The 19381-nt window shown below is 44.8% G+C and carries 15 protein-coding genes; 8 read left to right on the forward strand and 7 right to left on the reverse strand.

Annotated features, from left to right (window positions below; all coding sequences use genetic code 11):
* The first annotated feature begins 46 nt into the window (after positions 1–46).
* Both H6F73_RS13675 and H6F73_RS13680 read left to right on the forward strand, forming a co-directional pair.
* Positions 47–709, forward strand: a complete 663-nt coding sequence (locus tag H6F73_RS13675) for an HAD-IA family hydrolase (protein ID WP_190759261.1) — start codon at positions 47–49, stop codon at positions 707–709.
* Between the two features lie 437 nt (positions 710–1146).
* Positions 1147–1362 (forward strand): hypothetical protein, encoded by a 216-nt coding sequence (locus tag H6F73_RS13680; RefSeq protein WP_190759262.1) that lies wholly within the window; start codon positions 1147–1149, stop codon positions 1360–1362.
* 176 nt (positions 1363–1538) lie between these two features.
* Here H6F73_RS13680 and H6F73_RS13685 read toward each other — a convergent pair whose 3' ends face one another.
* From H6F73_RS13685 to H6F73_RS13710, 6 genes are all read right to left on the reverse strand, one after another.
* Positions 1539–2195 carry a YdcF family protein gene (locus H6F73_RS13685; RefSeq protein ID WP_190759263.1) on the reverse strand — a complete coding sequence of 219 codons (657 nt, stop codon included), beginning with the start codon at positions 2193–2195 and terminating at the stop codon, positions 1539–1541.
* 12 nt (positions 2196–2207) lie between these two features.
* Positions 2208–3329 carry a serine hydrolase domain-containing protein gene (locus H6F73_RS13690; protein ID WP_190759264.1) on the reverse strand — a complete coding sequence of 374 codons (1122 nt, stop codon included), beginning with the start codon at positions 3327–3329 and terminating at the stop codon, positions 2208–2210.
* Between the two features lie 142 nt (positions 3330–3471).
* Positions 3472–3945: a peptidase M56 gene (locus H6F73_RS13695; protein ID WP_190759265.1), complete on the reverse strand. Its 474-nt coding sequence runs from the start codon at positions 3943–3945 to the stop codon at positions 3472–3474.
* A gap of 684 nt (positions 3946–4629) precedes the next feature.
* The gene (locus tag H6F73_RS13700; RefSeq protein WP_190759266.1) at positions 4630–5682 is read right to left on the reverse strand and encodes a 3-deoxy-7-phosphoheptulonate synthase; all 1053 of its coding nucleotides are present in this window, start codon (positions 5680–5682) and stop codon (positions 4630–4632) included.
* A gap of 353 nt (positions 5683–6035) precedes the next feature.
* Positions 6036–6455, reverse strand: a complete 420-nt coding sequence (locus H6F73_RS13705; protein ID WP_190759267.1) for a PIN domain-containing protein — start codon at positions 6453–6455, stop codon at positions 6036–6038.
* Positions 6455–6691 (reverse strand): hypothetical protein, encoded by a 237-nt coding sequence (locus tag H6F73_RS13710; RefSeq protein WP_190759268.1) that lies wholly within the window; start codon positions 6689–6691, stop codon positions 6455–6457. The genes H6F73_RS13705 and H6F73_RS13710 overlap by 1 nt, the downstream gene beginning before the upstream one ends.
* A 165-nt stretch (positions 6692–6856) precedes the next feature.
* On the opposite strand from H6F73_RS13710, the gene H6F73_RS13715 reads away from it, so the two are divergent.
* The 3 genes from H6F73_RS13715 (at position 6857) to H6F73_RS13725 (ending at position 12280) form a co-directional block, all read left to right on the forward strand.
* Positions 6857–7900: a dipeptide epimerase gene (locus H6F73_RS13715; protein WP_190759269.1), complete on the forward strand. Its 1044-nt coding sequence runs from the start codon at positions 6857–6859 to the stop codon at positions 7898–7900.
* A gap of 184 nt (positions 7901–8084) precedes the next feature.
* On the forward strand, positions 8085–9137 hold the full coding sequence (locus tag H6F73_RS13720; RefSeq protein ID WP_190759270.1) for a DUF1611 domain-containing protein: 1053 nt from the start codon (positions 8085–8087) through the stop codon (positions 9135–9137).
* Between the two features lie 707 nt (positions 9138–9844).
* Positions 9845–12280 (forward strand): MASE1 domain-containing protein, encoded by a 2436-nt coding sequence (locus H6F73_RS13725; RefSeq protein ID WP_190759271.1) that lies wholly within the window; start codon positions 9845–9847, stop codon positions 12278–12280.
* Positions 12281–12526: 246 nt separating this feature from the next.
* Here the strand turns inward: H6F73_RS13725 and H6F73_RS13730 are convergent, their stop codons facing one another.
* Positions 12527–13210 carry a Uma2 family endonuclease gene (locus H6F73_RS13730; RefSeq protein ID WP_190759272.1) on the reverse strand — a complete coding sequence of 228 codons (684 nt, stop codon included), beginning with the start codon at positions 13208–13210 and terminating at the stop codon, positions 12527–12529.
* A gap of 81 nt (positions 13211–13291) precedes the next feature.
* Between H6F73_RS13730 and H6F73_RS13735 the strand changes: the two genes are divergently transcribed.
* The 3 genes from H6F73_RS13735 (at position 13292) to H6F73_RS13745 (ending at position 19359) form a co-directional block, all read left to right on the forward strand.
* Positions 13292–15205, forward strand: coding sequence for an oligopeptide transporter, OPT family (locus H6F73_RS13735; RefSeq protein ID WP_190759273.1), 1914 nt, complete (start codon positions 13292–13294; stop codon positions 15203–15205).
* Between the two features lie 833 nt (positions 15206–16038).
* A complete protein-coding gene (locus H6F73_RS13740) occupies positions 16039–17694 on the forward strand; it encodes an iron uptake porin (RefSeq protein WP_190759274.1) in 1656 nt (551 codons plus the stop codon).
* A gap of 687 nt (positions 17695–18381) precedes the next feature.
* Entirely contained in the window at positions 18382–19359 is a 978-nt protein-coding gene (locus H6F73_RS13745) for a substrate-binding domain-containing protein (protein WP_190759275.1), read from the forward strand.
* Positions 19360–19381 lie beyond the last annotated feature (22 nt).

Genomic DNA, 19381 nt, shown 5'->3' on the forward strand with positions numbered 1-19381 from the left:
CGATAATTAGCCTCGGTATTAACACTTAAGGAATGGGTGAGAAACGATGCTGGCGGCAATACTTTTTGATCTCGATGGAACTTTGGCAAATACTGACCCAATTCACTTCTTAACTTGGCAAGAATTGCTGAGAACGTATGATTTAGAGATTGATCAGGCGTTTTATAAAAGCCGGATTAGTGGTCGTCTCAATCCGGTGATTGTTCAAGACATTTTGCCACACTTGACGGCATCTGAAGGCAAGCGGGTTGCGGATGAAAAAGAGGCTCATTTCCGCCGGCTGGCAACTGAACTTGAATGTTTGCCTGGACTTGCTGACGTGATCGCTTGGATAGAAGAGTGCCGGTTGCAACGAGCGATTGTGACGAATGCCCCGCGTGCGAATGCTGAGTTTATGCTGGAAGTTTTGGGACTCATTGATATTTTCCCGCAGGTTATCTTAGCGGAAGATGGGCCGGCAGGAAAGCCCGATCCCGCTCCTTATCTATTGGCGCTTAGCCGGTTGGGTGTGAAGCCAGAAGAGGCACTTGCCTTTGAAGATTCTCCCTCTGGAATTCGTTCGGCTGTGGCTGCCGGCATTTATACAATTGGCATTGCTTCCACTCATCCTCCGCAAAACCTCTTCGATGCCGGTGCAACAATGGTGATTCCTGATTTCACAGATTCTCAATTGTGGTCGTTCTTGCGATCTTCTGAAATAGCCGGCTGATGGACGATTGCCGGTTTAACTTGCCTGTTGCAATTGAAGGAAAGAGGCAAAGGGGATCAGAAATCAACGGTATTTTCACGGTTTGGGGATCGTGGGAGAGAAATTTGCTAGATCCGAGCAAGTTTGGATTGTAACTTGTGAATTTTGCTTAGGGGCTTAGCGCGTCTAAGCCTTTCCCTTAAAGCTTTTCAGTTTTTTACGAATTAATTCGTCAATTTCCTTAATTAACCGGACTTTATCATATAAACGAAATAAAAAATGCCATCTTGGCAGATTGTGAATCCTATAAGCAATCGAAATTTTTTTTATCACTGTTTCTTATAAATTTTAAGTAACAGATTTTTTTAATCTTTTTCTCCCTTTTTTGATACCTAGACTACTTCTCGCTCGAAAAAAAAGCTTCATAGTATAAACATCACTTTCGAGCGATAACTTTTATGCAAACCAGTAGCCCTTGTACCTCCACTTGTCGCAATTGCCGATTCTACAGCATCGAAGGACGCCGAGGGGGTCACTGCCAGCTACTCGATGTGCCGGTGCAAGGTAGCTGGAAGTCTTGTTCCTTAGCTATGCAACCTTTTGCGCCGGCATGGGACAATCTGGAAGAGATTATGCTCTGGCCGCAGGAAAGTTTGATGCAGCAGCCGGCATGAGGATGATGCCTCTGTGAAGCCTGCCGGTGCCGGTTAATCGCAAATTCCGGTTAGCTAAACTTTTTTTGCTGACTCTAAACTCCTGATGATGCCAGAATCATCTATTAATGCGATCTTGTAATGCCGGCAGACAAGATGCCGGGTGCAACCATTCTGCTTTAATAACTTGTATAAAGTTAAAAGGTGTGAGGATTTTGAGCCGGCATTTCAAATAACCGTCTGATTAAATATAAGCTGTAAAACAATGTTTCTCGTCTCAAAAACTCCGATTGAGCCGAAAAACTTTTATATCGTGTCGTTAGCGTTGGAGATGACTTAGCCTTCATGTCTAAATCTTGCGCCATTCGCATCGCTCGTTTCATGTGCAACGGATCGCTGACGATTAAAAATTGACTTAACTGATTATTTTCAGCTTCTTGTTTCGCATAATAGAGATTTTGAAACGTTGTTCGTGACTGCGTTTCAGTCAAAATATCTGCTGCTGCAACTCCCCGATCAATTGCATAATCTTTCGCCACGATTGATTCTGCCTGTTCGGAGACTTCCCCTTGTCCGCCGGTGAAAATAATATTTTTAACTTGATTCGTTTTGTAGAGCGTAATTGCATGATTGATGCGCTCTCTAAAAACGGGTGACGGTTCCGTATCCCAAACTGCCGCACCCAAGACAATGGCTGCATCTGCTTTCTCAGTTGTTGTTTGACTGCCGTAGAAATAGATGCTGCCGGCTAAATATCCAATCCATAGGATAAAAGTAGCAATTCCTAGAATTGCCACTCTCGCAAATCTTCGTTTCAGCCGCTTAACTTTTTTAGGGGATGTGGCTAACTTCATTTTTTAAGGATTTCAGTAATCAATCATCGAAAAAGAAAAGGCAGGGTGCTGTCCCCCAATTGCCAACCGAACAATATTTTCACAAATTCTCAATCCGTTTTCACTGTTGGTTAAAATAACCATTCCAGTTTTAGATCTTTTGGAACCCAAAGTAAAGCTTTTGAAGATGCCGCTATCTCCCCAATGCCAGAAAAAATCTCCATCATTGGTGCGTTCTAAACCCCAGCCAAGACCCCAACCCAAAGACTGACTAATTCTGCTGTTTTGTTGCAGCATTATCTCCAAACTTTGTTCATTGAGTCGGAAAGGATCATTCACTGCCGGCTCCATCATGGCGATTAAAAATTTTGCGTAGTCGGTGGCAGTTGTGCGTAAACTACCGGCACCGTTTGCTTGAGAGGGTTTACCTACAGGAAACGGAACGCCATCCCTATCATGTCCGTTCGCCGCTAAAGATTGAAAAGAACTTCTCCAAATATAACTGCTGTTTGTCATACCAAGAGGCGCAAAGACGTTGCGGGTTACATATTCATTAAACGGTTGCCTTGTTATGCGCTCTATAACACTTTGTAAATAAAGAAAACCTTCACTTGAATAGCTAAATTTTGAACCGGGAGTAAAATCTATCCACACCGGCTCATCTCCACTCCAATTCGGAAATCCCGTTGTATGAGACAATACCAATCGCGCTGATATTTTCCAAATTCTGGGATCAGAAATGTAAGGTTTAGCCGTATAATTTGTTAAAGGAGCGTCGAGGTCTAATTCGCCCCGCTCATACAATTTCATAGCAGCATAAGCCAACACCGGCTTGCTTAAAGAAGCGGCAGCAAATACGGTATTTTCATTAACAGGTTGCCCACTGTCTGTATTTTTAACGCCGAAGCCACGACTCCAGAGAATTTCTCTATCCCTAACAACTGCAACGGCAACGCCCGGAACCCCGGATCTTTGCATGAGTTGAGGAATTTGCTGTTGAAGATCGGTAATTAATTTTTCTGCCGGCACATTGGTTTTTAACTGTCCTGAAGCGCGAGAATTACATCCCAAGCTCACCAAGCCAAAAGTCGAAAGACCGAGAATTCCAGCTTGACTATGCTTCAGAAACCGCCGGCGAGAAATCCGTTTAGACATTGCTATCAATCCTAAATCCCTGTGAAATTTTCTAAAATTATTATCTTAGCAAATAAAAAAACAGCGCTAGCCGTTGCAACGAGATCAGAATTCAATCATTTCTTATGAGGCAAGCAAGATGCCTGCCTCACAAGAATTTGAGCTAAATAAATTTCAGTGTTCTAGCAAGCTCTCGGATATGTTTTTTATCGGCCACTAACGTAAAATTGTTGTATTGAGTTCCCGAAATTTTAATCAATCGCGGAGCTTGAACAATGAGCTGAGCTTGGTTCATCATGCTTTTATCTTGATCCTGTGAAGGCCAAATCAAACAGGCTTGCTGTCCCTGAATTCGTAGTTTCTCGATGCGAGGATTTGCTCCGTAAGGCTTGAGTTTATGACTTGCTTCTTGAGCGCACAAAGCCTCAAAAGTTATTCCTTCACGAGTGCCGGCAGACATCATAAAAAAGCCATCAGAGCTGCCATAACGCGTGTTAAAGGTATCGTAACCTGCTATTAATTTCCAGTGACTCGGATATTGCAAGGTGGCGCGAAAAGTTGAGCTAGTAAATGTCTTTTTACGCTGGTTGACAATTGGGCTAGCAGCTCCATCCAATGCAAGAAGATTAAGTAGCATAAAACTTGTGCCGGCGGACAAAATTCCAGCCAACAAAAAAACGGGAACAAGCTTGCGATGGGAAAATCCAAATTTTCCCTCACTTATTTCACGAAAACAATACCGCTCCATCTTTTTCCAGAGATGTCTCATAAATCGTTACCTTAGATTAAAATCAGGACTGGTTTTCTTCTAGCAAGTTTCCGAATCCAAAAAGATTGCTGAAATTGCTTGATTACCAGCCTTGCTGTCGTGCCTGGTTTCACAATTATTAAAATCTTGAAAGTTAGCAAAATTTTGTTAAAGATAGCCACTTTTTAAAGTGTCTGTATAACTTCTTTAATTATCCGGAATTTGCCAAAACCGGAATGAATTTAATAAGTTTGGTGAATTTAACGAATAAAATTAATCGTTTCAGTTAAAAGATTTTAAACTTAAAAATTAATGAGCATTTATTTTTATTTTCTGCCGGCTCTTATAAAGAATTTCTCTAGAAAAAGTGGGACAGGTGTTTAAAATTAAATGAATTAGCCGGCACTCCAAGCATTCATGGAGTGAAGGGAAATGATCTGTTAAACCTGTCACGAAAAATTTCTGAGCGCTTAGTTAAAGGTTGCTGTAGCCTTGCAAAGTTGTTAGCGACTTTTACAGAATAGTCGCTAGGTGGATAGCCTTCGCGTCCCCACCTAGCTATCAACTACGCTTTTATGGCAGTTTTTCGTATGCCGCCAAAATCATTTCTTCTGTTTCTTCCCAGCCGATACATTTATCAGTGACAGAAACCCCGTATTTGAGTTGATCGAGTTGACTTGGAATCGGAATCGATTGACCTCCTTCATAGATATTCGATTCCAACATCAAGCCAACAATTGACGTGTTACCGTCTGCAATTTGTTGCATTACGTTCTCAAAAACGTACCCTTGTTTTTTGTAATCTTTGTTTGAATTGCCGTGGCTGCAATCAATGACCATTCTCACGGCTTGATCGGCCTTTTGCAATCTTTCTTCTACTGCTTTTACATGATCTGGGTAAAAGTTAGGCTGACCATTCCCGCCTCGGAGAATAATATGACCGTAGGCATTGCCCGTCGTTTTGAAAACAGACACTAATCCTCTGGCGTTAATTCCTAGGAAATGGTGAGGTTTGCTTGCTGATTGCAAGGCATTCAAAGCAACTTCTATGCTGCCATCTGTGCTGTTTTTGAAACCCACCGGCATAGAAAGCCCACTAGCCATTTCCCGGTGCGTTTGCGATTCCGTGGTGCGTGCGCCAATAGCTGTCCAGGAAATCAAGTCGCCGATATATTGTGGGACGATGGGATCGAGGGCTTCTGTGGCTGCCGGCAATTGCAATTCGGCAATTCCAATTAGGAACTGACGCCCCAGGTGTAACCCTTTTTCTATATGAAAAGAATCATCCATGTCTGGATCGTTAATTAATCCTTTCCAGCCCACGGTTGTTCTGGGTTTTTCAAAATAAACCCTCATGATCAGTAAAAATTTATCTTTTACTTTTTCTGAAAGTGTTTTAAGGCGCTTTGCATATTCATAGCCGGCATCTACATCATGAATAGAACAAGGGCCTACGACGATAAATTTCCGCTTATCCTTCCCATCCAGGATCTCTTGTATTTCTTTGCGATACTGCAAAACATGATTGCCGGTTGAAACCGTTAATGGTAATTTCGCTTTGATTTCAATCGGACTAATTAAAATCTGGGCGTTTTCAATATGAGCGTCCAAGATTTTGTTGGGCATTTGGGCAGACCTCCTGATAAGGCTAGCGTGTGAGGGTTCAGGGCGAGGTATCATGTTCAAGATGGGCGGCAAAGTCCTTACCTATCTTAGACCCTACTTGAGTGACACATCCAGGGGGAGCAGCTAAGAAAATCTGTAAAGTCTTTACAAGGTCAGGGTTTTGTGATTAAAACACTTGACATTTATATTATTTTTCTAGGCTAGGAGTTGCAACTGCTTTGTGACTCCAGCCGATCTGATAGCGCCGGCGGACATCGATCCACGGTTCTGAAACTGTCCAGAGTGCAACTGTGCCGGCTGCTTAAGAGCATTCGCAACTGTGCCGGCTGCTTAAAAGCATTTGTCTCTTCAATTTAAGGCGATTGCAGAGTATTTAATAATTCGCCGGCGGATAAAATTGATAACGGAGCATCCACAAAATCTTGAGCGTCGCGAGTGATAATTGCATCAACATCATTTGCCAGCGCACAAGCTATCTGAACTGCATCCTCAAAATCATTTAAATTAGATGCAAAAGCGCTCTCTAAAATGCTCTTGTCAACCAAGCATATTTCCATTAAGGTTAGCGTATCGGAGACAGCTTGTTTGGCCCGCTCAAGGCTCCGAGTTGCCCGTTTGACAATATAAAAAATATTGGTTAAGGTTGTGGCCGCTATATACCCTTCTATTTCACCTGATGCGATGTACTCTAACAAAGTAGAAGCCTCTGCTACAAAGGGTTCGCGATCAAGAATAAAGTCTAGAACAATATTCGTATCTACCAAAACCCGCATTATTTATATTTCTCCATTAAATAATCTACATAAGCTTCGGTTGCTTCCGCATCTGTGGGTGAGGGTTCATCTGTTTTTGCCATTCCACGCAGCCGCGTTAATGCTCCCATGCGAGCAGCTTGATCTGGACGAGGTCTGAGTTCCTGTTGAAGCGATTGGGCGATTGCTTCCATTAAGGCTAAGCGCTCCATCACCGATAAATTATAAATTTGTTTTCTCAGTTCTTGCAAAGACATGGTTTCTCCTCGCATAAAAAATATTGTTAACCAATTTAATGTATTATATCACTGAATTCAAAAACTTTTGTTCATAATTGGATAAAATATCAAGGCTTGAAGTGTTTCTCTAAATGTTAATCTCAATAAATGATCAAAGAGTAACTTTACCACCAGCAAAACCCCATGCAAATACACATTGAACCCTTTACCGTCCACAAACGCTTTGCCCTTACCATCAGTCGCGGTACTACCGCCCAAACAACAAATATCTGGGTTAGAATCGAACACGCCGGCATTGAAGGATGGGGAGAAGCTTCACCTTTTTCGATTGGAAGCAACCGGCAAACGACTGAAGATATTCTTGAAGCATTGCAGGCATTTGTAAGGTTGGCAGATGGATTAAATCCCCTCAACCGGCAGCAAATCGAACAATTATTTCTTGAACTTAAAACACCTTCTGCTGCCCGTGCGGCAATAGATACAGCCTTGCACGATTGGTTAGGTAAAAAAGTGGGATTGCCCCTATGGCAAATGTGGGGACTCAATCTTAACCTAATTACCCCCGTTTCTGTCACGATTGGAATTAATTCGCCAGAGGGTGCAAAAGAGCGGGTGCGAGATTGGTTTAAACTGACAAAATTCAAGTTTGTTAAAGTAAAATTAGGCAGTCCGGCTGGAATTGAAGCGGATCAGGCGATGCTGAGGACCGTGAAAGAAGAAGCACCACCTGATACTCAATTGAGCATTGATGCAAATGGGGGATGGAGTTTAAATGATGCGGTGAAAATGTGTTCGTGGCTTGCAGATTTGGGTGTTAAATATGTGGAGCAACCGCTGCCGGCAGGACAGGAAAAAGACTTACCGGCCTTGAAAGAAAAATCGCCTCTACCTATTTTTGTTGATGAAAGTTGTTTCACCAGCCGAGATATTCCAGAATTGGCAGATCGGGTGCATGGCATTAACATTAAGTTGATGAAGTCGGGAGGTTTAGCGGAAGCGTTGCGGATGATCCATACTGCAAGGGCTTGCGGTTTACAAGTGATGTTTGGTTGCTATTCCGATAGTTCGATTGCGAATACTGCGATGGCTCAATTATCACCTTTGGCGGATTATTTAGATTTAGATAGTCATTTGAATCTGATAGATGATTCGTTTGCCGGCGCGGTGATAGAAAAGGGTTGTTTGGTGCCGAATGATTTGCCGGGGTTGGGGGTGATTAAGAATTAGGTTTTTGATAGGAGGCAAGCAGTTTGATTTTTTGAACCGCAGATGCACGCAGATAAACGCAGATGTAGGCAATAAATTATTGTTAGGTGGACGCAGATGTAGCGATAGTCTACTGTTAGTGTTCTAAGATGATTGTGATGGATGGATAAAGTTAGGTTTCGATTTTTAGAAATTAGTTAATTTTATGCTGACTGATCAAGATAGAGTTGCTATTTTATTGCATGAAGGGATTCGTGGGCCTTCTGGAAAAACCGGCTTATCCCTTCTACGTTTTAGTGAAGCGTCGATTGTGGTGGTAATTGACCGGCAATGTGCGGGTGAGTCGCTGCCAGAATTAACCGGCATTGCGCGTGATGTGCCGATTGTTGCTTCGGTTGAGGAAGCGCTCGCCTACAACGCGAATGTGTTATTAATCGGGATTGCGCCGTCTGGGGGCGCGTTGCCGGCAGAGTGGCTGGCGGAAGTTCGGCAGGCTGTGGCAGCGGGGTTGTCGGTGGTGAATGGTTTGCACACGCAACTCGCCAAAGATGAGGAATTCCGGGAGTTGCTGCGGGAGGGACAGTGGATTTGGGATGTGCGAAAAGAACCGGCACGTTTGGCAATTGGCGGTGCGAAGGCGCGATCGCTGGCTTGCCGGCGCGTTTTAACCGTTGGTACGGATATGAGTATCGGCAAAATGTCTACGAGTTTGGAGTTAAACCGCGTATCTGTGCGGCGCGGCTTGCGTTCTAAATTTCTGGCAACTGGACAAGCCGGCTTGATGATTGCCGGTGATGGAATTGCGCTGGATGCGGTGCGGGTGGACTTTGCTGCCGGCGCGGTGGAACAGATGGTGATGCAGTTTGGCAACGATCACGACATTTTGCACATTGAGGGACAGGGTTCCCTGCTGCATCCGGGATCAACGGCTACTTTGCCCCTGCTGCGCGGTTCTCAGCCAACGCATCTAGTGGTGGTGCATCGAGCCGGCCAAACTCATGTTCGCAATCATCCCCAGGTGCAGATTCCGCCGCTGCCGGTTGTGGTTCAGCTTTATGAGGCGGTTGCCGGTGCCGGTGGTGCCCTGCAACCGGCGCGTGTCGCTGCAATTGCACTCAACACTCACCACTTAGATGAGCCGGCAGCCAGAGATGCAATTGCACAAGTTCAAGAAGAAGCCGGTTTGCCTTGCACCGATCCCGTGCGTTTTGGTGCCGACATTTTGTTAGATGCAGTGATGAATGAGAAAATTTTGTAACATAACTTTTCCCAAGAATGCCCTGCCACCTGCATAATCAAAGCCCAGTGCTCCCAATATACCTCTATATATATTTGGAGTTCTTTGTTATGTCATGTCCTTACGATGGTAAAAATCTTCAAAAACTTCCTTGCCATTTTGTTCAGCACCCTCAGAAGTCACACCTCTTTGTCTGTTGCGTTTGCAAAAACTCCTGTGATGCTCAAGAAGGGGACAATCCCTTTGGTAGTTTGCTAGGGATTGTAATCGCAGTCATTATTGTCATGGCTGTCATTGTGGACGGGAGAGCAGATGTACCGAACCAACCCGCCACTGATACTAGACAATCTATTAAGGTTGAACCTTTTCGCTAATACTTAATGCTAAAGGTGATTTTATTACCAATAAACTGAGCCGGCATTCCACCGGCTTTTTTGTTGCCTTCAGTTTCAATCAGCTAGAAGCTATTTATCGCCCTAAAGGATCGTCACCCTGAAAAGCTTGCCGTGCCGGCATCTTCTTTGTTAGAAATGTTACAACCGATTGAGGATACATGAATTGCCGGCATTCGCACATTTTAAACTTTTTTTAAAAAAAAGAAATCAAAGAAGTTTAGCAGCAAGAAACACAGAAGGGCCGAAACGTAGAATGCTACATTACCTTTCAATTTGGGTACTTTAAGCTTTGAAGCAGCTCAACCTTTAATACTTCAGCTCTGGATATCTCTCATGAATCTGCTAGCTTTCCCGAATCGTTCCAAACAAGTTTTGCTGATCTTTTTGATTGCGCTCATCTATTATGTTACAGCAAAACTTGGGCAATATCTGGCAATTCCGCCTGGATTCATTACGCCCGTATATCCACCATCTGGCATTGCACTTGCCGCCATTTTGCTCATGGGCTATCGAGTTTGGTGGGGCATTTGGTTAGGAGCCTTGGTTGCGGCAACGTGGGCATTTTTGGCAAATACAGGCATTTTGTCAATGTCGATTATTTCTGGTTTCGGTATTGCCACAGGTTCCGTCTTACAGGCAATCGTGGGTGCATATCTGATTAAACGGTTCATCGGTTCTCGCTATATATTTACCACTACACCTAACGTTACAAAATTTACTGGAATTGAACTTTTGAGCTGTATGGTGAGTCCCACCTTTGGTTCGACTACCATGTACCTGTGTGGATTCATTGAGGAAAAAGACTACCTCATTAGCTGGTTAACATTCTGGTTAGGAGATGCCATCGGTGTTTTGGTGATTGTACCGCTTCTGCTTTTTTGGATTGAGCATTGGTTCAGCAAGCATAGCCTTCAAGCCGGCAAACCCATAAACACAGCAACGCATCACAGATCACGACGAGCAGTTCAGTCCACCTTGGAAATTACGCTCTGGGCTTTCTTGCTATTAAGCGTAGGAATCGTGGCTTTTGGCTTCGGCTATCCGGTTGAATATTTGCTGATTCCACTGTTAGTGTGGTCGGCCTTTCGTTCTGAGCAAAGGTTCACAGCGATTGCGATCTTTTTGGTTTCGGCATTAGCAATTGCCGGTGCGATTCGAGGGACAAGTTCATTCAATCGCAGCACCCTCAACGAATCTCTACTGCTATTGCAAGCATTTATTGGAACTGTCTGCGTTACCACACTGATTTTGTCAGCCGTCATTATGGAGCGAGAACAGGCAAAAGCACGAATAGAGCGAGTCAATGAAGAACTAGAGTTTAAAGTTGAGGAACGCACAGCAGCATTACAGCAATCTAAAGAAATTGCTGTTCGCGAAGCGGCGCGAAGTGCAGCAGCAAACCAGGCAAAAAGTGAGTTTCTTGCCAACATGAGCCATGAGTTAAGAACGCCACTCAATGGCATTATGGGCTATGCCCAAATTTTGCAGCGATCTAAAACTGTGGGTGAAGAGGAGCGAGGGCAGGTGAATGTGATTTACCAGTGTGGTTCCCACCTGCTAACCATGATCAACGATATCCTCGATCTCTCTAAAATTGAAGCCGGCAAGATGGAAATCAACCCATCCGACTTCCACTTCCCTGCATTTCTGCAAGGCGTTGCGGAAATGTGCCGTATTCGCGCCGATCTAAAAGGCATTAGCTTTCACTACCAATCCACCGCCGAGTTACCCACCGGAGTGCGTGCTGACGAAAAACGCTTGCGGCAAGTTTTGCTCAACTTATTGGGCAATGCAATCAAGTTTACCGATGACGGCAGTGTTACCTTGAGCGTTAGCTTTGCAGCAGCAGACAAAATACGCTTTGAAGTGCGCGATACCGGCATTGGAATGTCTCCCGATCAGTTGCAAAAGATATTTCTGCCTTTTGAACAAGCCGGTGACGCTAAACGCCAAGCCGAAGGCACGGGATTGGGACTTGCTATCAGCCAAAAGATCGTCAGCCTCATGGGGGGTGCCATTCAAGTGCAAAGCGAAAGGGGTGTTGGTAGTATCTTCTGGTTTGATGTCAGCCTACCCCAAGCAGATGAGTGGATAAAAACAGCTCAAGTTGATCGTCATGGACAGATCGTTGGAATCAAAGGCGAACGACGTAAAATCATTGTTGTGGATGACAAGTGGGAAAACTGTTCTGTTGTTTGTAACTTATTACAACCCATTGGTTTTGAAGTTGTAGAAGCCGGCAACGGTGAAGAAGGTTGGCAGAAAATTCAGCAGTTTCAGCCTGATTTAGTCATCACCGATCTGGTAATGCCTGAACTAGATGGATTTGGGCTGATGAAGCGTATCCGCGAATCGGAGAATCTGAAACACATCATCATTATTGTTTCCTCTGCCAGTGTCTTTGACAGTGATCAGCATCAAAGTTTGGAAGCTGGAGGAGATGCCTTTTTGCCTAAACCTGTGCAGGCAACAGAACTTCTGGAAAAACTTCGTAAGCATTTGCAAATAGAATGGGTTTACGCAGAAATCTACCCAACCTCTGTTCAGCAACTCACTGATGAAACCGATATCATTCCACCTTCTGCAACAGAACTTGAAATGCTATACCAGTTAGCTGTGCGCGGAAGCTTAAAAGGCATCATCAAACAGGCAAAACTGCTGGAGCAATCGGATGACAAACTTCTTCCTTTTACTCAAACCCTACAGAAACTTGCAAAAGGTTTTCAAGAGGAAGCCATTTTAGAATTCATCAATCTCTACAGGAGCTAGCAAGTATTGATTCTCTCTCTAAACTCCAAACAGCTATTCTGATGTGAATAACACGCTGCAAGCCTTGTCATCCCGGACATTCCAGCCGTGTTCATAACGGATGCATCCCAGATTTGCAAAAATATTGTCCACAGGAGCATCTTGCCCCCTGAGATTACAGTCAGCCGGCAAGATGCCCGCATTCCTTATTTACAAAAATGGGATGATCTCGTTCATATTTGTCAGAAAAAAATTTATAAATATCATCTAAGACTCAGAATCTGACGAATTAGCAATTTGTTGAGAAAACCAAAGCGCTGCGCTGCCATTTGTTCCCTGATTCAACTGCTGTAAAGTCTGCTCTAATAGAGAAACTGACAACCCTTCAAGTGCCACAGAAGTTTGACACTCTTTATACTTACCCTCTTCCTCTAAGCAAAACACAAATACTCTTTCTGCTCTGATATCCACAACCCAATATTCAGGAATTCCTAAAGCCGCATAAAGTTGCTTTTTCTCATCTAAATCGGTTGCTATCGTCGTGTCAGCCACTTCACCCACCAGATCAGGAACTCGCCAGTTATCCAGATTAATTCGGCGGGGTTCTCCCTTTTGCCAGCGCGGTGAACCTTCCCCGATATAAAGCACTAAATCTGGTGAGGCACCTTGCTGGTTAGGTTTTTCAAGGACACATCCTCCCAGATCGTCGAAAATCACCTCTGGTTTGCGAGAAAACCAGAAAAAAAACAGCATGGCAAAAAGTCTACTGAATCTCGCGTGGTCAATTCCTTCATTACCCATGTCAACAAACAGATAATTCTGATTAAAAAATAGCCTGATTTCCTCGTCTGCCGGCTCATCACGCAATCGCACATAATCTTCCCATGTTGCCGGCTGCCAGTGATGAAGCGGTTTAGATAAGGTGGGTTCGGCCAAAATGGAGCGATTCATAAAACCAAAAATGCTTAAAATAGTACATCTGGAAAATCTATTTCTAATTTTATTACTTTCTCAAAAGAGAGTTGATATTTTATGTCTGAAGATGCAAACCGACCTGAATTAAGATTGCCGGCGCAAGCTTACCAACCCCTGCCACCGGGAGAAGAATATCAACCGGCAGTCCCCGCAGATGTGCAAATGCCGGAACTGACAATGCGATCGTTAATTGTCGGCATCGCCACCGGCATCATTTTCGGTGCAGCAAACGCCTATCTTGCACTCAAAGTTGGACTCACCGTTTCTGCCTCTATCCCGGCTGCCGTCATCGCCGTCGCCATCTTCCGCGCAACCGGACGCGGCACGCTTCTGGAAACAAACATGGTGCAAACTATCGGATCTTCCGGTGACTCATTGGCTGCCGGCGTGATCTTCACGATTCCGGTCCTGTATCTTTGGGGCGAAACCCCCGGCTTCTGGCCGATTTTCCCCCTTTCTATCCTCGGTGGACTGCTGGGAATTTTATTTATGATTCCCCTGCGCCGGCTACTGATTGTGCGCGAACACGGACGCCTCACCTATCCTGAAGGTACCGCCTGTGCAGAAGTTCAAGTTGCCGCCCAAGGCAGAGGCCGGCAAGCCCAACTGCTATTCACCGGCATGGGAATCGGCGCAATCTACACCGCCTTGGAAAGATTCGCCCACCTGTGGCCGGCAGAAGTGGATATCGCCATCAACCGACTCGGTTTCCGCACCTCAGTTGGAGCAGATGTCACCCCGGAACTGCTCGGTGTTGGCTACATTATCGGGCCGCAAATTGCCGCCGTTATGCTTGCCGGTGGTGCCGTTGGCTGGCTGGTTATAATTCCCCTCATCTATCTGTTTGGCAGCGCTGCCGGCGTCCCTATCGCCCCAGAACTCACTACTCCCATCGCCCAGATGGACAGCTTCACCATCTGGAGTCGCTACCTGCGCTATATCGGTGCCGGTGCTGTCGCCTTCGGGGGTTTATTCACCCTGATCAAATCAGCCCCCACGCTTTGGGAATCCGTGAGAGTCGCCCTCGCTGGTTTGCGCCGCCACACCGGCAGCACATCTGTAGCGCGAACTGACGAAGATTTACCCTTTTCCCTCGTACTTGCAGGACTCATCGCCACCGGCCTTTTAGTTGCCTTTCTTCCCCTGCGAACCGGCGGCCCACTGGGCATCCCTGCCGGCATTGCAGTTGTCGTGTTTTCCTTCTTTTTCGTCACCGTATCTTCCCGGATCGTCGGGCTGATTGGTTCTTCCTCCAACCCGATCTCCGGCATGACCATTGCCACTGTGCTGATCTGCGCCCTGCTTTTCGGACAAGCCTACAGCCCCGCAGAAGCCAAAATCGCAGTCTTGACAATTGGCGCACTCGTATGCATTGCAGCAGCAATGGCCGGCGACACCTCCCAAGACTTGAAAACCGGCTTTCTTCTCGGTGCCAGTCCCCGCAACCAGCAAATCGGTGAAATTGTTGCAGTCGTTGCCACTGCCTTAGTCATGAGCACCGTAATGGAATTGTTTAGAGCAGATATCGTTGCCGGCAACTTCAAAGCACCGCAAGCGAATTTAATCAAACTCGTTATTGAAGGTGTTTTAGGCGGCAACCTGCCTTGGGGACTCGTCCTCACCGGCATCGCCCTTGCCGGCTGTGTGGAAATGATGGGATTACCCACCTTAGCCTTTGCGGTCGGGCTTTATTTGCCCATCCATTTAGCCGTTCCCATTATGGTTGGCGGGTTAATTCGGTTATTGGTCGAGCGCAGAAAAGGCGGATTTAGTCATCAGTTAGAGCGAGGTGTCCTCTACGCATCTGGACTCATTGCCGGTGCGGCTTTAATGGGTGTGGTGGCTGCAATCATTACTTTTTTCCAGTTGCCTTTGTTTCAAGGAACGCCGCCGGCACCGTCTCAATGGTTGATCGCGGCAATTGCCTTCTCTCTGCTCAGCGGTAGCCTATGGCGTGTTTGCAAACGATAGTGTTAAGTGATATATCCTTGCTTACCTTTAATAGGCGTGAGCATTTTTCATCCTAACCCTGAAGGAGCCAACTCGCTGGCGGTTGCTGAGACTCATACAAGATGGGAGTTTCAACTGATTCGGCTCAACTATTGTAGCGCTCGCTATGCTATAAAGAAAGATTTCTGCCGGCACATAAGCAGCCACACTTATAACTTGCATAAAGCTTGATCACTAGCCGGTTAAATCTTTATGTAATAAAGCAATTTGCATCTATAACTAGGCGTTTGAGCTAGTCCAGGCTCTTGAAAAGCATTGAAACTAATAGCTCAAATCCCAACTATTAAATCAAAAGTTTATTAACTCTTAACAACTTATGTTTAACACAAGCTATAAATAATCTTGACCAGAAATAATACAAAACTTAACGGATTTGCTCTGATTTCTCAATCTTTCATCCATCTTAAGATAGATGCGAAGCCGGTAAGTTAATATGAGCATAGATGATAGCGAGAATTAAATTGAATGTGATTCCGCAAGCCTTTAAACAAAAGCTATAACGGCTTTTGCTAAAAACTTTCTCCAGATTTTAAGTCCTGGAACGCTTATACCATCCTTAAGATATTTTAAGAACCTCCAAGGATTTTTAGGAGGCAAAGCCGAGGGGTTCTCTTTGTATCTTTCTTCGTATAAGCATCTAGAAATCTCATCTGGAATTGATTATTAGCAAAAAATAAATATGTGTGTTTTTAGCGAGTCATAAACCCGCTATATCGTCGCGCACACGTTTAATAGTCAGTACCTTGAAAAATTCTTTGTTGCGATAGATATCAACCTTAAAAAAGTCATGTTTTATGCTGCTTAAGTCTTTCTGTCACAGGGTTATTGCATTTCTACTCGCATCACCGGCTTTATTTTTACTCACTGCCTCTGCAACTTGGGCGATCCCCATAGATAACTCGGTTGCGGATGAGCCGGTGGAAGCGATAGAGGCTGAACCGTTAGAAAATTCCGCTGAAGATCCCTTAGCACAGATAAACTCTGTCTCCCAACTCTCGGATGTGCAACCCACGGATTGGGCATTCCAAGCATTGCAATCACTGGTTGAGCGCTACAACTGCATCACCGGCTACCCCGACGGCAGCTACAGAGGGAACCGTGCGATGACTCGATACGAATTTGCCGCCGCATTGAATGCCTGTCTCAATTTTTTCACCGAATCACTTGGAACACAACCGCCTGACCAGGCTACTAAGGAAGATTTAGCAACCCTACAAAAGCTGCAAGATCAATTTGTTAGCGAATTAACAACCTTGCGCGGTCGAATAGATGTTCTAGAGGCACGCACAATCGAATTAGAAGGCAATCAATTCTCCACCACGACTAGGCTGAATGCTGAAATTATAGTGGCAGCAACCGATACATTTGGTGATCGCGTCGGGGGAAATAGCGATGATACCAATACCTTTGTTGCAAATCGCGCTCGATTAAATATTGAAACCAGCTTTACAGGTCGCGATCTTCTTAGAACCCGCATCGAATTCGGCAACTTTGGGAACGTTGCTGAACAGACGGGTACAAATATGACGCGATTAAATTTTGATGGCAACTTTAATAACGACATTACTCTGCCTCACCTGCTCTATATCACTCCAATTACGCCGAATGTCGCCATTACAATTGGCCCAACTGGTGTTGGCTATCCTGATATTACCGGCTTGCTTACCCCTCCCACCATCGCCAGCGATAGTTTAGGAATTCCTTCCAAGTTTGGAGAATACAATCCCATCTACCGGCGCGGCGGTGGAGGCGGTGCCGTTAACTGGGATATCAACAAAAACCTAGTTTTAACGCTGGGTTATTTATCCGGTGATGCTAATATTCCAAGTCCAAAAAATGGTCTATTTAACAGTTCCTACAACGCTTTGGCTCAGCTTGCTTACTATGGAGAGTCGGGAGCCGTTAGCGTTTTGTATTCCGGTTCCTATGCACCCAGTGACAAGGTTGATCTCACGGGGGATACCGGCAGTTTTCTGGCGAGAAGACCCTTTGGAGATAATATTGCCACATCCAGTGATTCCGTAGCAATACAAGGATTTTATCGCTTTTCTCCCAACTTTCAAGTTCATGCTTGGGGCGTTTACACCCATGCCTATGCCAACAGTTCTGGTGACAGCAACCTCTCTGATGGTAGAGGTGGCTCGGTTCTACTCAACGTTGGTAAAGGTGATAGCGCCAATATTATGTATGGAGCGATTGGTCTCAGTTTCCCAGATGTCGGGGGTGAAGGCAACCTACCCGGTATTTTAGTGGGGTTGCCGGCACGCGTCATCAATAGTGATGTGCGTGATGAGCCAGATTCTTCATATCACATTGAATCGTTCTATCGCTTTCAGATAAATGACAACATCTCCATTACTCCCGCTTTTTGGGTGGTGATTAATCCTGAAAATGACAGCCGCAACGAGACGCAATGGATCGGGTTGATTCGTACCGGCTTTAACTTTTAATCTGGAAAGTACCCGATTGATTTCCAAGGCTTTTCTGGGATCAAATAGCTCGTATTCCGCTAGCTTATAGTCGAGTAAGCTATACAACGACGAGCGCTTCATGATTTTTTGGACTTGCGCCCTAACCTTAACTGGCTTAGCTTTTACATACTTTGCCAGTTTTTTTTGAAGGAACTCTGTACTTCTGAACTATAATATTGGCGCTCAATATTGTGGCAAAATTGCTCTCAATATTCGTTCGTCATAATAAAAAGATTGCGTAAATAATCTTTACAAAATTTAATTTATTAAATTTAAGCAATATAGTTCTTTATAAAGCATTATATCAATCGAAAGATAGATGACAAGCTAGATTTAAAGTCAGAATATAAATAATAGCGAGAGTCAAATTTAATATGACTTTGCAAGTGTGGCTTCTGCCAAAACTTTCTCCTAATTTGAAGCACCGGAACGCTTACCCATTTCTAATATCCTTTAATAAAAAATAGCAATTTTCCGGAAGAGAGAGCGAGGTTTATCCTTAATTTATCTCTTCCTATAAGCATTCTAGAAATCGGATTAGTGAGATTTGACTAGCAGAAAATCAAAAGGTATTGGGCAATCCTATACACGGGTAATTGTTAGGTTTGCACAGTCATATTAGCAATCGACTCTCTTCAAACGATCGTTCATTCATTGGAGTTTGAAGTGAAACGAGTAGCGGTCGCAGTTGGTTTTTTGAGTTTAGTAACTGGCACTCTTGCGAGTTGCTCAGCAGATACCCAGAACACTCAAGCCGGCAAGAATCGAGGCACAGAACTGTCATCGGTTGCTGTTACAGTCCGCGATCTCGGCAATCCCTTCTTTGTACAAATTGGGAAGGGTGCTGAGGCGGCAGCGAAAAGAATAGGCGGTGGAGACGTGAAAACAACGCTTGTTTCCAGTGGGGATGACTTAAATCAGCAATTCAACCAAATCGAAAACTTCATTGCCTCGGATGTCAGCATGATTGTACTGAATGCTGCGGACAGCAGGGGAATTTTCGCGGCTGTAGAAAAAGCAAAGCGAGCAGGAATTCCTATTATTGCAGTTGATACCGCTGCTGAAGGCGGTGTTGATGCCACTGTCACCTCAAATAATGTGCAAGCCGGTGAAGTTAGTTGTCAATACATTGCAGATCGTTTAAAAGGTCAAGGCAATGTGGTGATTATTAATGGGCCTCCTGTTGCTTCCGTGATTGAGCGAATTGATGGGTGTCTGAGTGTATTTTCCAAATATCCCAAGATCAAGATACTTTCAAAAGATCAAAATGCCGAAGGAAGCCGGGATGGCGGGTTAAGAGTCATGAGCGATTTGCTCACATCTTTCCCAAAAATTGATGCCGTTTTTGCGATTAATGACCCAACCGGCATTGGTGCAGAATTAGCCGCTAAACAAGCACAACGAAGCGAATTCTTTATTGTTGGCGTCGATGGCGCACCGGAAGCGCTAGATGCGCTCAAGCAAGAAAAAAGCCTATTTGCGGCGACGGCAGCTCAAGATCCTTTTCGCATGGCAGCCAAGGCAGTTGAGGTGGGGAACGACATTATTAAAGGGAACAAGCCTGCCGATCCAAACATTTTAATTCCCGTCACACTCATCACTCGTGAAAACGTTAATCAGCATAAAGGCTGGACCAGTGAATAAACACTTTTGTTCATTCCACTCA

The sequence above is a fragment of the Microcoleus sp. FACHB-68 genome (genome assembly GCF_014695715.1).
In the GTDB taxonomy this organism is placed as follows: domain Bacteria; phylum Cyanobacteriota; class Cyanobacteriia; order Cyanobacteriales; family Oscillatoriaceae; genus FACHB-68.